This window comes from Caulobacter sp. FW305-C-30-S16 (assembly GCF_058783025.1).
This window is the reverse complement of sequence record NZ_JBYSYH010000001.1, coordinates 1329141-1342116: the sequence shown is the minus strand read 5'-3', so window position 1 is coordinate 1342116 and position 12976 is coordinate 1329141. Positions and strand designations below refer to the sequence as shown.

Annotated in this window: 15 protein-coding genes; 5 read left to right on the top strand and 10 right to left on the bottom strand. The window is 69.8% G+C overall.

Annotated features, from left to right (window positions below; translation table 11 throughout):
- Window positions 1-125 precede the first annotated feature (125 nt).
- The 5 genes from AC3WJT_RS06620 to AC3WJT_RS06600 are packed head-to-tail and all read right to left on the bottom strand — an operon-like array spanning window position 126 to window position 3700.
- Window positions 126-851, bottom strand: coding sequence for a peptidoglycan recognition protein family protein (locus AC3WJT_RS06620; RefSeq protein ID WP_492342274.1), 726 nt, complete (start codon window positions 849-851; stop codon window positions 126-128).
- On the bottom strand, window positions 848-1741 hold the full coding sequence (locus tag AC3WJT_RS06615) for a DMT family transporter (RefSeq protein ID WP_492342273.1): 894 nt from the start codon (window positions 1739-1741) through the stop codon (window positions 848-850). Before AC3WJT_RS06615 ends, AC3WJT_RS06620 begins: the two co-directional genes overlap by 4 nt.
- A 56-nt stretch (window positions 1742-1797) precedes the next feature.
- Window positions 1798-2388 (bottom strand): DUF3052 domain-containing protein, encoded by a 591-nt coding sequence (locus tag AC3WJT_RS06610; protein ID WP_492342272.1) that lies wholly within the window; start codon window positions 2386-2388, stop codon window positions 1798-1800.
- Window positions 2388-2900, bottom strand: coding sequence for a hypothetical protein (locus AC3WJT_RS06605; RefSeq protein ID WP_492342271.1), 513 nt, complete (start codon window positions 2898-2900; stop codon window positions 2388-2390). Before AC3WJT_RS06605 ends, AC3WJT_RS06610 begins: the two co-directional genes overlap by 1 nt.
- 2 nt (window positions 2901-2902) lie before the next feature.
- Window positions 2903-3700 carry a crotonase/enoyl-CoA hydratase family protein gene (locus AC3WJT_RS06600; RefSeq protein ID WP_492342270.1) on the bottom strand — a complete coding sequence of 266 codons (798 nt, stop codon included), beginning with the start codon at window positions 3698-3700 and terminating at the stop codon, window positions 2903-2905.
- Window positions 3701-4306: 606 nt separating this feature from the next.
- On the opposite strand from AC3WJT_RS06600, the gene AC3WJT_RS06595 reads away from it, so the two are divergent.
- The 5 genes from AC3WJT_RS06595 to AC3WJT_RS06575 are packed head-to-tail and all read left to right on the top strand — an operon-like array spanning window position 4307 to window position 8700.
- Window positions 4307-5302, top strand: a complete 996-nt coding sequence (locus tag AC3WJT_RS06595; protein WP_492342269.1) for an ABC transporter substrate-binding protein — start codon at window positions 4307-4309, stop codon at window positions 5300-5302.
- On the top strand, window positions 5299-6039 hold the full coding sequence (locus AC3WJT_RS06590) for an ABC transporter ATP-binding protein (RefSeq protein WP_492342268.1): 741 nt from the start codon (window positions 5299-5301) through the stop codon (window positions 6037-6039). The genes AC3WJT_RS06595 and AC3WJT_RS06590 overlap by 4 nt, the downstream gene beginning before the upstream one ends.
- Window positions 6040-6044: 5 nt before the next feature.
- Entirely contained in the window at window positions 6045-6803 is a 759-nt protein-coding gene (locus tag AC3WJT_RS06585; protein WP_492342380.1) for an ABC transporter permease, read from the top strand.
- A gap of 56 nt (window positions 6804-6859) precedes the next feature.
- Complete coding sequence (locus AC3WJT_RS06580; RefSeq protein WP_492342267.1) at window positions 6860-7597, top strand: hypothetical protein; 738 nt, start codon at window positions 6860-6862, stop codon at window positions 7595-7597.
- Window positions 7594-8700 carry a DUF2336 domain-containing protein gene (locus tag AC3WJT_RS06575; protein ID WP_492342266.1) on the top strand — a complete coding sequence of 369 codons (1107 nt, stop codon included), beginning with the start codon at window positions 7594-7596 and terminating at the stop codon, window positions 8698-8700. The genes AC3WJT_RS06580 and AC3WJT_RS06575 overlap by 4 nt, the downstream gene beginning before the upstream one ends.
- Here the strand turns inward: AC3WJT_RS06575 and AC3WJT_RS06570 are convergent.
- The 5 genes from AC3WJT_RS06570 to AC3WJT_RS06550 all read right to left on the bottom strand — a co-directional run bounded on the left by AC3WJT_RS06570 (window position 8697) and on the right by AC3WJT_RS06550 (window position 12968).
- Complete coding sequence (locus AC3WJT_RS06570; protein WP_492342265.1) at window positions 8697-9062, bottom strand: TonB family protein; 366 nt, start codon at window positions 9060-9062, stop codon at window positions 8697-8699. The two genes, AC3WJT_RS06575 and AC3WJT_RS06570, sit on opposite strands and share 4 nt — an antisense overlap.
- A gap of 48 nt (window positions 9063-9110) precedes the next feature.
- Window positions 9111-9464, bottom strand: coding sequence for a hypothetical protein (locus tag AC3WJT_RS06565; RefSeq protein ID WP_492342264.1), 354 nt, complete (start codon window positions 9462-9464; stop codon window positions 9111-9113).
- Window positions 9461-10837 carry a hypothetical protein gene (locus AC3WJT_RS06560; protein ID WP_492342263.1) on the bottom strand — a complete coding sequence of 459 codons (1377 nt, stop codon included), beginning with the start codon at window positions 10835-10837 and terminating at the stop codon, window positions 9461-9463. Before AC3WJT_RS06560 ends, AC3WJT_RS06565 begins: the two co-directional genes overlap by 4 nt.
- A gap of 131 nt (window positions 10838-10968) precedes the next feature.
- Complete coding sequence (locus AC3WJT_RS06555) at window positions 10969-11310, bottom strand: hypothetical protein (protein ID WP_492342262.1); 342 nt, start codon at window positions 11308-11310, stop codon at window positions 10969-10971.
- A 68-nt stretch (window positions 11311-11378) separates the two neighbouring features.
- Window positions 11379-12968, bottom strand: coding sequence for a peptide chain release factor 3 (locus AC3WJT_RS06550; protein ID WP_492342261.1), 1590 nt, complete (start codon window positions 12966-12968; stop codon window positions 11379-11381).
- Window positions 12969-12976 lie beyond the last annotated feature (8 nt).

The window sequence follows — 12976 nt, the reverse complement described above, 5'->3', positions numbered from 1 at the left end:
TGGTGCGTGGTTCGAGACGTGGACCTGAGGGTCCGCTCCTCACCATGACGAACAGGGTGGGCGATCAATCCCTGGACGTCATCCTGAGGAGCGAGCCTCAAGCGAGCGTCTCGAAGGACGCACGATCAGGCCGCCGCCCGCAGCACCGCCATCAGCCGCGCCCGGGTCAGGCCGTCGGCCACGCCGTCGAAGCGGGTCTGGACCCAGTGGCGCTGGAAGGCCAGGACCACCTCGCGGGTGTTCTGGTCGAACTTGCCGGTCGGGGCGCAGTCGTAGCCCAGCCGGGTCAAACCGGCCTGCAATGCGAACACCCCGACCCCCTCGGCCCCTTCGCTCAATGGCTCGCCCGGCGCAGGGTCAGCTTCCGCCCAGACGCCGTGCCCCGCTTGTGCAAGCGCCTTCCAGGGAAACAGTTCGCCGGGGTCCTGCTTGCGGGCAGGCGCGACGTCGGAGTGGCCGATGATGCGGCTGTCCTCGATCTCCCAGCGGGTGCGGATGTCGGCGACCAGCGCGATCACGGCGGCGATCTGGGCTTCGGGGAAGGCGCGGTAGCCGAACTCGTGGCCGGGATTGACGATCTCGATGCCAATGGAGGCGTGGTTGACCCCCTCTTCGCCCTTCCAGAACGAGACGCCGGCGTGCCAGGCGCGGCGCTCCTCGGCGACCAGCCGGAAGACGCGACCGTCCTCCTCAACCAGATAGTGGGACGAAACCTTCGCCTCGGGATCGCACAGCCGCGCCAGCGCCGCCTCCCCGGTCTGCATGCCGGTGTAGTGCAGCACAATCATGTCCGGGAGCTTGGTCCGGGCGTCGAAGTTCGGCGACGGCGCGTCGATGAGGGTCAGGGTCATAGGAACCGGTTTCGCATCTGCAGCAGCAGCGGCATCACGTTGTTGGGCCGGAGCGCGATGATCAGCACCCCCGCCAGCGCCAGCGTGGCGCCGATGGCCATTCTGGCATCGAAATGGTCATGGGTGACAAGCACCCCCAGCACGATCGTGAACAGGGGCGTCATAAGGACGAGCGGCGAGATCAGGGTCGCCTCGTACTTCTGGATCAGGCCGTAGTAGGCCGTGTGCGCGATCACCGAGATGACGATCGCCGAATAGAGCACCGCCGCCAGGAACGGCCAGCCGGCGGTCAGGGTCGCGGCCCACTGCCCCTGTTCGTTCAGGGCGCTGAATCCGAGCAGCGGCGCGGCGGAGGTGAACCCGACCCAGGCCTGGAACTGCAGCGGCTTCACGCCGTCCATCTGCTTCATCATGACCGCGCCGAGGGACCCCGCCAGCGCAGCCGCCGCGACGAGCCAAAGACCGACGGACATGGACATGCCGCCCGGCCGCCACATGACCACGAGCGCCCCGGCAAGGGTCAACACCATGCCGATACCCCGCCGCCAGCGGACCTGCTCGCCGAGCATGACCATAGACAGCACCGTGGTCATCGGCACGCCGAGCTGGATCACGATCGAGGCCGCCGACGGGCTGGCCGTCTTCAGCGCCATGAACATCAGCGCGAAATTGGCCCCGCCGATCAGCTGGCAGACGACGATCAGCCGCCAGATCGGTTTCGGCGCGGGCAGCAGCCAGGGCAGCGTGCAGAGCATCACCACCGCGAACCGCGCGCCGGCATAGTAGAGCGGCGGCACGCCCCAGTGGGCGATGACGATCTTGCTGACGATGGTGTTGGTCGCCCAGACGAAGCACATCAGCACGAGCAGGGCGAAATCGCGGAGGGCCATGAGCGACCTCTAGTCCCCTTTCGTCGCGGAAGGCGAGCGCCAAGGCGACGATTGCGTCACCGCCGACGGGTGAACCTCAGGGCCGTCCGGGTGGCCGAAAAGGCGCAGACCTTGTTGTCGACCAGTCCGTGCGCCTTGGCGGCGGCCATGACCTCGACATCCTTCAGCCTGAGCAGTTTCCCCTTGAGCGAGACGATCCACAGCGCCCCGCGCTCGGCGAGCCGAGGGATCAGGTCCGGGATGCGGGCCAGGTCCTCTGCGCTGTCGGCGCTGTAAAACAGGATATCAAGTTCGCTGAACGCGTTCGACAAAGTGGCGCGGCCCGCGAGTTCCGCCGCGAACTCGGGGTCTTCGAAGCCTTCGATGGCGACGGCCATGCCGGGCTTTACGCCCAGCTTGTCCAGTCGGCCGGGCGGATTGAGGATCGCTTGCGCCCACCGCGCGGCCTGAACCGCGCCCAGGGCGAAGCGCGAGCCGTCGGCGAGCACCAGATCACCCTCCTCGGCGACCAGCCCTTTCAGCGCCTCGCCCTCGAACACCCGGCGGGTCGCGCCGCGAAAGATCAGTTTCGGCGCTTCCCATTGCAGCCTGCCGACGTCGACGCCGTCGCCAAACCGGGCGGGAATGGAGTCAACGTCCTTGCCCATCAGACCGGCGTGCCCGCGTTCAGTTTGCGGCAGGTCTCGGCGAAGGCGCGCCGGAGCGCGGGCGCAGCCACGGCGAGCGGTCCATAGGTCTGGGCGCCATAGCTGATGGAGATCGGCCCGCCAGCGGTCAGCGCGGTCAGCAGCCCCTCGTCCACAGGTCCCGTCGCGCGGATCCGCGGGCCGTGCGCGCCCTGCCCGGCCACCGCCACAAGGGCGACGACCGTATCGCCTGCGCCGATCGAAAGCCGCTCCTCGCTGGCGACCGGCGTCAACGTCGCGGCCTCCACCATGAAACCGTCATTCCGGGCGCAGACCAGCCGCAGGGGCGATCTGCCGGGCATGGTCTCGGTCATCCAGGCCATTTCGACGCTGTTCTTGCCGATCGCAAAGGCCCAGCCGTTGGGATCGGGCGTCGCCGCCGGAGCCGCAGCCGGCGGCGACGCCGTTTGCGACGGGTCTGGTCCGCACGCGCTCAGCAGGAGTGCGGCCAGGAGGCAGGACGCCGCCCTCATTGCTACATCCCCTTGAAGTTCGCCGGGCGCTTCTCGAGCAGGGCGTCGACGCCCTCCATGTGATCCTCGGTCAGGTGGCAGATGGCCTGGGAGGCGGCGCTCATCTCCAGCAGGGTGTCGTAGCTGGTGCTCTGGCCATGTTTGAGCAGGGCCTTGGCCAGACGCAGGGCGTGCGGCGGCTGCTGGGCGATCTTTTCGGCCATGGCCATGGCTTCGTCCATCAGGGTCTCGCCCGGGACGACCCGGCTGACCAGGCCCCAGTCACAGGCGGTCTGCGCGTCGATCACGTCGCCGGTGAACAGCAGTTCGGACGCGCGGCTCATGCCGATGGTCCGCGGCAGCAGCCAGGCGCCGCCATCGCCGGGGATCAGGCCCAGCTTGAGGAAGGTGACGCCCATCTTGGCGCCTTCGGCGGCGATGCGGATGTCGGTCATGCAGGCGACATCGCAGCCCAGGCCGATGGCCGCCCCGTTCACCGCCGCGATGGACGGAACCTCGAGGCCGTAGATGGCGCGGACGATGCGGTGGATGTTGGTGCGATAGTTCTCGCGGATGCTGACGGCATTGCCGCCGAACGCGCCCTCGCGGTCCTTCATGGCCTTGACGTTGCCGCCCGCCGAGAAGGCGCGGCCGGCGCCGGTGAGGATCACGCACCGCACGTCCTTGTCGGCGTTGATCGCCGCGCAGGCGGCGGCCACCTGGTCGCCGTCGCCCGGCGCGCCCAGGGCGTTCATCGCGTCCGGCCGGTTCAGAGTCAGGATGGCGACATGGCCGCGCTTTTCGGTGGTGATCAGGCTCATGGTCGCTTCCCCGGTTGGGTTGTTGTGCTGTCGCCATTCCATAGCCGGGCGAAAGCCGCGCGTCATCGGCTAGCGACGCCTTCACCATACCCGTCTGGCGGGGAAACGGGATTGTTGTGGATAACGCGGATCACCGGGCGACAAACCGGTTGCGGGGACGAGTCCCAGCTCGTGCACCGCACATCCACAGCCTCTTCCCGAACGCTGCACAGTCGCGATTTTCAGGCCTGTTGCGCCCCGCCCGGACCCGAAACACACTCGGGACGTCGAGAGGAAACGCGGCGCGGGCGAGACGGGAAACCGGAAGGCCAGGCGGGCGGGACGCTCCAGGGAGACGGACCGGGGGGAGACCCGCGGAGACCGGACCGGGAGCGGATCGATGAGGACCGGGGGCGACCCCGGACACCCGGCGATCCACTACCTCCAGACCGCAGGACCCGCAAGGGCCCTGGGTGAGAGGGCGATGCGGCCGGGCGACCGGAAGCACCGTCCTCTTGCTCGTTTGGGGCAGCGCTTTCCCTCCGCCCCCTCCACAATCGTTGATCGTCCCTTGGCGCCCCAGCATCGTCGACCTAGGTTCTGCGAGCAGCAGCCGGGGACACCGCCATGACCACTCGCCGTCAGATGATCGCCGCCTCGCTGGCGGTTCTGGCCGCCGCCTGTGCGCCCAAGCCCAAGGCCCCGACCGGTCGAAAGACGATCCGGTTCGCGACCGACTGGCGCGCCCAGGGCGAGCATGGCGGCTTCTACCAGGCGCTGGCCAGCGGCGAGTACGAGAAGCGCGGCCTCGACGTGACCATCATGCAGGGCGGGCCGAGCGTGAACGTGCCCCAGCTGCTGGCCGCCGGCGCCATCGAGCTGGGCATGGGCTCCAACAGCTTCATCCCGCTGAACATGGCCGCCGAGAAGGCGCCGGTGAAAGCCGTCGCGGCCTTCTTCCAGAAGGACCCGCAGGTGCTGATCGCCCACCCGGACACGGGCGTGGCGAAGATCGCCGACATGACCGGCCGGCCGATCCTGCTGGCCGACGCGTCAAAGACCGCCTTCTGGGTCTGGCTGAAGGCGAAGTACGGTTTCACCGACGCCCAGACGCGCAGCTACAACTACAGCCTGGCGCCCTTCCTCGCCGACAAGCGGGCCATCGTGCAGGGCTACCTTTCGAGTGAGCCGTACCAGGTCGAGAAGGAGGGCGGTTTCAAGCCGGCGGTCTTCCTGCTCGCCGACGAAGGCTACCCGGGCTACGCCACGATGGTGCTGGCGCCGAACAAGCTCATCGAGGCCGACCCGGACACCGTCCGTGCGTTCGTGGAGGCGAGCGCCGTGGGCTGGAAGGCCTATCTGCACGGCGACCCCGCAGCGGCCGACGCCCTGATCCTGAAGGACAATCCGGAAATGACGCCGGCCCTGCTGGCCAATGCGCGCGAGCAGATGCGCAACCACGGCATCGTCGAGTCCGGCGACGCGGCCGGCGGCAATGTCGGCGCCATGAGCGAAGCCCGCTGGGCCGAGTTCTTCCGTGTGACGTCGGAGCAGGGCGTCTATCCGAAGGACATGGACTATCGTCAGGCCTTCACCCTCGATTTCGTGACGCCGAACGCGTGACCGCCGCCCTCGCCTCGGTCGAGGTCGACTACCGCGGCCGTCAGGCGCTGGGGCCGTTTGACCTGACGCTGGCGGCCGGAGAGGTTGTTGCGCTTGTCGGGCCGTCGGGCTGCGGCAAGTCTACGGCGATGCGGCTGCTGGCCGGCCTTGAATCCCCGAGCCGGGGAACGGTCGAGCGAACGGCCGGCCGCGGCGAGACGTCGCTGGTGTTCCAGGCGCCGACCCTGGCGCCGTGGATGAGCGCGACGGCGAATGTCGCCCTGCCTCTGGAACTGACCGGGATCGACCGACGGGAAGCGCACGACCGTGCACGGGACGCGCTGTCGAAAGTCGGCCTGGCCGACGCCGCCGACCGCAGGCCGGCGCAACTGTCCGGCGGCATGGCGATGCGGGTCTCGCTGGCCCGGGCGCTGGTCACCCGCCCCCGCCTGCTGCTGCTCGACGAGCCGTTCGCGGCGCTCGACGAGATCACCCGGCGCACGCTGGCCGATGACGTTCTGGCCCTCTGGTCGGACCTCCGACCGGCCATCCTGTTCGTCACCCACAATGTCGAGGAGGCCGTCTACATGGCCTCGCGGGTTGTCGTGATGACCGCGGGCCCCGGCCGCATCGCCGGCGAGGCGCTGGTCGACGGGCCGATGCCGCGCCCGGCCGGGTTTCGGACCACGGAAGCCTTCCGCAGAACCGCCGAGCAGGTATCGGACCTGCTCGGGGCGGGCATGGGGCGGGCGGCGTGAAGTCCCTGACCGCCATCACCGCGCCTGTCGTGTTCATCGGCCTGCTGCTCGGTGTCTGGGAGGCCGCCTGCCGGCTGCTGGAGACGCCGAGCTACCTGCTGCCGACGCCGTCAGCGATCGGCCAGGCCCTCGTCCAGAACCTGCCGCTGCTCGCCTCGTCGGGATGGAACACCCTGGCCACTGCGCTGTGGGCGCTGCTGACCGCGAGCATCCTGGCCAGCCTGCTGGCGCTCGCGGCGGGCCTCAGCGGCCTGGTCGAGCGGGCCATCCAGCCGGTCGTGGTCACGCTGCAGGTCACGCCGGTGATCGCCATCGCACCGCTGGTGACGATCTGGGCCGGCCTCGAGCATCCCGAGCGGGCGGTCATCGGTCTGGCGGCCGTTGTCGCCTTCTTCCCGATTTTTTCCGGCGCCCTGACGGGCCTGAAGGCCGTCGATCCGGACCTGGAGCGGTTGTTCGACCTCTACGGCGCGACCCGCTGGCAGAAGCTGACGCGGCTTCGCCTGCCGACGGCCGTGCCCTTCCTCCTGGAGGGGCATAAGGTCGCAGCCGGGCTGGCGGTCGTCGGCGCCGTGGTCGCCGAGTTCGGCGCGGGCTCGGGCGGATCCCAGGGTCTCGCCTGGCGGATTCTCGAAGCCAGCAACCGGTTGCAGACCGCGAAGGCCTTCGCCGCCCTCTTCGTTCTGGCCGTCATGGGCGCCGGGCTCTACGCCCTGCTGCAGATCGCGGAGCGCCGGGCTCTGGTCTGGTGGCGCGGGCGTTAGGCGCGGATTAAGCGGCATCGGCTAGACCTGAAGGCTCCAGATCATCGGAAGCGTTCATGCGTCTCGTCCTCGCCATCGCCATCCTGGCCTCCAGCGCCGTCAGCGCCCACGCCGGCGAGGATCGCTATGGGCCGCGCGCCGCGCCGGCGACCGGCGGTCAGGCGCCTGTGCCCTATTCCGGTCCGATGCTGCGCTGGAGCGGCAAAACCGCCGCACCGGCAATCGCGTCCGCAGCGCCCCGGCAGCAAGCTCCAGCCCGTCCGGAGCTGATGGCCGGCGGCATTTATGGCAGGGGGGCGGCGACCCAACCGCCCATGGCGATACCGCCCGCTGCCGCCTACACCGCCCCGCGCGCCCTGTCGGCTGCGCCCGCGCCTGCGCGTTACGCACCGCCGCCGGCCCAGCCGGCCGCGCCGCAAAGCCTGTACAGCGCGCCTGCGCCCCGCGCAGCCGCCGCCACTCTGCCGCCGCCCCCCGGCGCGACGGCGGTCCAGGGAGGTCTTTACGCCTCGGCCGGCCCCCGCTTCTATTCCGTACACCGTCCCTATGGCGAAACGCCTGACCCGATACCGGCGACGCCGGAGGGCGGCGCGCCCGCCTATCGGCCCGAGGCCAGCCTGGCCGGTGCGGTCGCCCTCAGCGGCGTGGGCGATGGCGTGCTTTCCGATGCGCCGGCCGGAGACGATCTCGGCGGCGTCGGCGCGTCCGACGCGGCGGAAGAGGCCGAGCGCGCCGCCCGGCGCGAAGCAGAGCGCGCCGCCGCCCGCCGCTCCCCCGCGGGGAGCGCGAAATGACGACGGCGCCCGCCGGCGGCAGTCGGCTCCATGACCTGATCGCCCTGGCCGGCGAAACCGACAGCAGCCGCCGACGCGAGTTGCTGCGCGGCGTGACTGACCTGTTCTTCTCCGGCAGCCGGCATGGCGCCACGGAGATGGCCCTGTTCGACGACGTCCTGAGCCAGCTGGCGGGTGAGATGGAGCTCGCCGTGCGCGCAGAGCTTTCAACCCGCATGGCGCAAGGAGGCGGCGCCCCGGCGGGCCTGATGCGGTCGTTGGCGCGCGACGACATCATGGTCGCCCGCCCGGTGCTGCAGCACTCCTACGCCCTGAGCGACGCAGATCTGCTTCAAGTCGCCCGCACCCACGGCCAGGATCATCTGCGGGCGATCTCGCAGCGGCATTCGGTGTCCGAAGCCGTGTCTGACGCGATCGTCGAGCGCGGCGATGACCAGACCCTGGGCGTTCTGCTGCGCAACGAGGGCGCCGAACTCTCGCGCGCATCACACGAGCGCGTTATTGATCGCGCCACCGTCAATCCGGCGCTGCACGAAGCGGTCGTGAACCGCAAATCCCTGCCGGCCGATCTGCTGAACGAGATGTACTTCGTCGTCGAGGCCAGGCTTCGCGACCAGATCATCGCGCGGAATGCCGGGATTGACCCCGCCCAGCTGGATTCCGCCCTGAGCGCCGGGCGCAAGCGCGTCGCCGTCGGCGACGGGGTGCTGCCCGCCGACTACGCCGAGGCGGAGGCGGCCGTTAAGGCGATGAAGGCCAAGGGCGAGATCAGCCCCCGCACCCTGGCGGCCATGCTGCGCAACCGCGAAACCACCCGCTTCCTCATCGCGCTCGGCGTGCTGGCCGACATCGACTTCCACACGGCGCGGCTGATCCTGGAGCGCAAGGAACTCGACGCCCTGGCCATCGTCTGCAAGGCGGCGGATTTCGACCGCAGCCTGTTCCTGACCTTCACCGTTCTGATCCTGGATCGCGCCGACGACGCCATGTCCCGCGCCAAGGCGCACGGCGACCTCTACAGCGCCCTGCCCCGCGACGCGGCCCTGCGGACAATCCGGTTCTGGCGCATGCGCCGTTCGACGGGCGATGTCGCGGCGGCCTAGTTCGGCGGCGGGTTCCAGACGAGCGGAATGCGGACCGTCCCGCCGACGATGGACTTTCCATCCTGATCGACGGGCGACAGCAGGAACTTCGGCGCCAGACGGAGCGCGGCCGCTCCAAATCCGCTTTCAGCCGGCGTTTCCTCCGCAACCACGCAATCGGCCAGGCGACCCGTGGCCAGCAGGCTGCAACTGATCACCGCACGGCCGGCCAGACGGTTCGCCATCGCCCTGCGAGGATAGACCTTCAGGAAGTCCTGCCCGGACGGCTTCGCCAGCCATCGCGGCAGACCATCAATAGCGGGCGGGGGCGGCGGCGCTGGACTTTCAATCAGCAGGGCAAGCGCCAGCACCATAGCGGGCATGTGCGGCCTCCGATTTCCTGGCGCCGGGCGTGGCGGTGAGCGCCGGGACTACTCCGGCGTGTTCTTCCAGATGATCGGAATCTGGACCATCCGTCCAGCGACGGGGCGGCCGTTCATATCCACGTCGGGCATCCTGAAAACCGGCGCCAGGGCCAGGGCGGCGGCGCCGTAGCCCAGGCCGGCGGGGGTCTCCGACTTGATGGAACAGGCCTCGAGCCGCCCGGCTCCCGTGATGCGGCAGGCCATCACGACCTGAACCTCGGCCGGCGGGCTCTCGAGGTAAGGCGTCACCCGGCCGATGTCGTCGCCGGTAGGCGTCTGGAGCCACGACGGCTGAACGACCATCGCGTCCTCGCCGAGGGTCGGGCCGGACAGCAACAGCGTGACCAGCAGGGCTATCACCAGCGTTCATCCGCCTGGTGCGGCGCGCCGCGGGTCCGCAACCGCTCCAGCGCCTGATGGGCCAGGTCGGTCAGCGACCGCATGCCTTCCTCGCCGAACACATCCATGGCGGTGGCGAGCGCGACGGACGCCGCCTCCAGCCCGCCGTCATCGCGGCCGGTGATGTCGACGCGGGTTTCGTAGAGGCGGGCCAGATTCATCTGCGCCACGGCCCAGGCGACCGGTTCGACGGAAGGCTTGAGCCGGCAGAGTTCGGTCTTCAGCGCCGCGACGGCGACGTCCAGCACCGCCAGATCGCCGGTCAGCTCGGCCTGCCGGCCCAGCGCCATGGCGCGCGCACCGGCGGCCTGGGCGCGCAGGGCCAGCGCCGGCTGTTCCTTCAGCACCAGTTCCGCGCGGTCGAAGCAGGTCACGGCCTGTTCAAAGGCGCGGGGATTGTCGCTGGTCTCGCCCAGCAGGATCAGCGCCTGGCCAAGGCCGGTCTGGATGCGGGCCCAGTCGAGCGGGCTGTGATCCTTGGCCACCTGTTCCAGCGCGCCGGCCAGCGCGTCCACGCCGTCCGCCGCCACGCCGACGTCGCCCGTCAGTTCCGCCAGCAGCGCCAGCGCCGCGCCCTCAGCGGCTCTCGCCCGACCCCAGCTCAGGGGTTCGACGGCCAGGTCCAGTCCGGCGACGACGGCTTTCGCCTCCCGTACGCCCTGCTCGATCAGGTCCTTGTCCCGCACCGCCGCGCCCGCCAGGGACAGCAGGTCCGCGCGGGTTGTGCGGTGTTCGGCAGCCATCAGGCGCGCGGCGGGACTGGCCCGCCCGGCGGCGGTCAGGACGGCCAGGGGCGTGTCATAGGCCGCCGTGATCGCGGCGACGTTGTTGCTCGAGGCCAAGGCCGAGCGGCCCCGAACGCCTGCCAGCGCAGCGCCGGCCAGCGCCGCACCTACGCCCGAGGCCGTGGCCGCCTCGCCCAGAACCCGCTCGGCGGCGGCCACCAGGCCCTCGTCTCCGAACAGTTCGGCGCCCAGCAGGGCGCAAAGCCCCTGTTCCGCCTTGGCCCGGGCGACGCCCGAAGCCTTGTGTTGTTCCGTGAACAGCTTCGCCGCGGCCTCGGCGCCCGAGGCGGCCTTGCGCAGGGCGGTGGCGTCTCCGGACCGGCGGGCGACTTCGCGCCAGGCGACGGAGGCCTCGATCAGCCGCGTGCCGCGATCCTTGACCCCGATGCGCCCGGCCGCCACGTCCGCGCCCCGCGCCTCGTTGATCAGCAAACGCAGATCAAGGAGCTCCAGCAGGGTGGAGTCTCCCCCCGTCAGACCATCCCGGAATACCCCGGCGACGGGCTCGCCCCCCAGGAAACGGCGCAACTCACGACCGAACTCGAACATGCGACGCCTGCTCCCCGGCGAAATCCGTCCCGACCCGGAACACCCGGAGGACAGTCTTCAGGAGCAGAGCAAACGCCGGTCCCAAGCCGTTAACAAGACGTAAATTTCTTCGGTATGGTTAACGCGACGCCTTAGCCGCCCGTGGGCGGCACCCGTGCGGCGCAGGCCGCCAGCCGCGCCCTGGCCGCCGGATCACCCGCCGCCAGCAGCGCCTTCTCAACGGCCCGGTCCCTCTTCTGGTCGGCCTCGGCCCGGGCGGAAGACATTCCGGCCCGCTGGGCCGAATCCATCGTGGCGAACGACCAGAACATCGCGTTGTCGAACTCGGGATTGGCCGGAATGCCGGTGACCGGGTCCTTGACCAGCTCCGCGGCCGCCTGGGTCACCGCAGCGCAGGCGAGGCTCTCCGGATAGGGCGGCGGCCCGGAGGATGCGGCCAGGATCAGGGACGCGGACAGGACTGACGCGAGCATGGCGGACCTCCAGGTTCGGTCGCCAGTCAATCACGGCCCGCGCCGGCGTCCATACTGCAAAGAGGGGGCTAGCCGCGTTCCCGCGTCCGCAGGAACTCCAGATCCGGGTACCTTTCGGCCACGTAGTTGATCTCCCAGGCGGACTTGCCGAGGAAGATCGGCGAGGCGTCAATGTCCTCGGCCATGGTGGTGCGGTGGGTCGAGGCGAAGGTCTCGATCTGGGCGGCCGTGCCGTGCAGCCAGCGAGCCTCGGCGTAGGGCGCCGGCTCGAAGATCACGTCCAGCTGGTATTCGTTGAGCAGCCGGTCGGCCATGACCTCGAACTGCAGCTGGCCCACGGCCCCGACGACGAAGTCCGATCCGAGGATCGGGCGGAACAGCTGGGTTACCCCCTCTTCCGCGAGGCCTTCGAGGGCGCGTTTGAGGTGCTTGGCCTTCAGCGGATCCTTGACCCGCACGCGGCGCAGAATTTCCGGGGCGAAGTTGGGCAGGCCGGCGAAGCGCAGCGCGCCGGTCTCCGACAGGCTGTCGCCGACGCGCAGCACGCCGTGGTTGGGAATGCCGATGACGTCGCCGGCGTAGGCCTCCTCGGCCAGTTCGCGGTCGGAGGCGAAGAACATGATCGGCGCGTTGACGCTCATCTGTTTGCCGGTGTTCTGCGCCTTCAGCTTCATGCCACGCTGGAACTTGCCGCTGGTCAGCTTGAGGAAGGCGATCCGGTCGCGGTGGTTGGGGTCCATGTTCGCCTGGACCTTGAAGACGAAGCCGGTGACTTCGCTGTCGCCCGGCAGGACCTGGGTCTCCTCGCCATTGCGCGTGGCCTTCACCGCCTTGGGCGGCGGCGCGAAGGCGGCCAGGGTCGCCAGCAGCTCGCTGACGCCGAAGTGGCGCAGGGCCGAGCCAAAGATCACCGGCGTCATGTGCCCTTCGAGGAAGGCCTGCTGGTCAAACGGCTTGGACGCCTCCTGGACCAGCATGGCGCCCTCCTCCAGCTCGTCGCGTTCGTCGGGCGACAGCAGGGCGTCGATTGCGTTGGACTTGAACGCGACCGGCGCGGGATGACCCTCGTCGCGGTTCTTGCTGAAGGGGATCAGCGTCTTGTTGCGGAAGTCCATCATGCCCTTGAACCGCCCGCCGGATCCGGCCGGCCAGTAGAGCGGCGCCGGATCGAGCGCCAGCTTGGAGGCGATCTCGTCCAGCAGGGCGAACGGGTCCTGGGCCTCGCGGTCCATCTTGTTGATGAAGGTGACGATCGGAATGTCGCGCAGGCGGCAAACCTCGAACAGCTTCAGCGTCTGCGGCTCGATGCCCTTGGCCGCGTCCAGCACCATGACGGCGGCGTCGGCGGCGGTCAGGGTGCGGTAGGTGTCTTCCGAGAAGTCCTCGTGGCCCGGCGTGTCCAGCAGGTTGAACATCAGGCCGTCGTGGTCGAACGTCATCACCGAGGCGCTGACCGAGATGCCGCGCTCGCGCTCGATCTTCATCCAGTCGGACCGGGTGCGGCGGTTTTCGCCGCGCGCCCGCACCGCGCCGGCGGCCCGGATCGCCCCGCCGGCCAGCAGCAGGTTCTCGGTCAGGGTCGTCTTGCCGGCGTCAGGGTGACTGATGATGGCGAAGGTGCGCCGGCGCGCGGCTTCCAGGGCGGTCGTGTTGGACATGGCGGCGG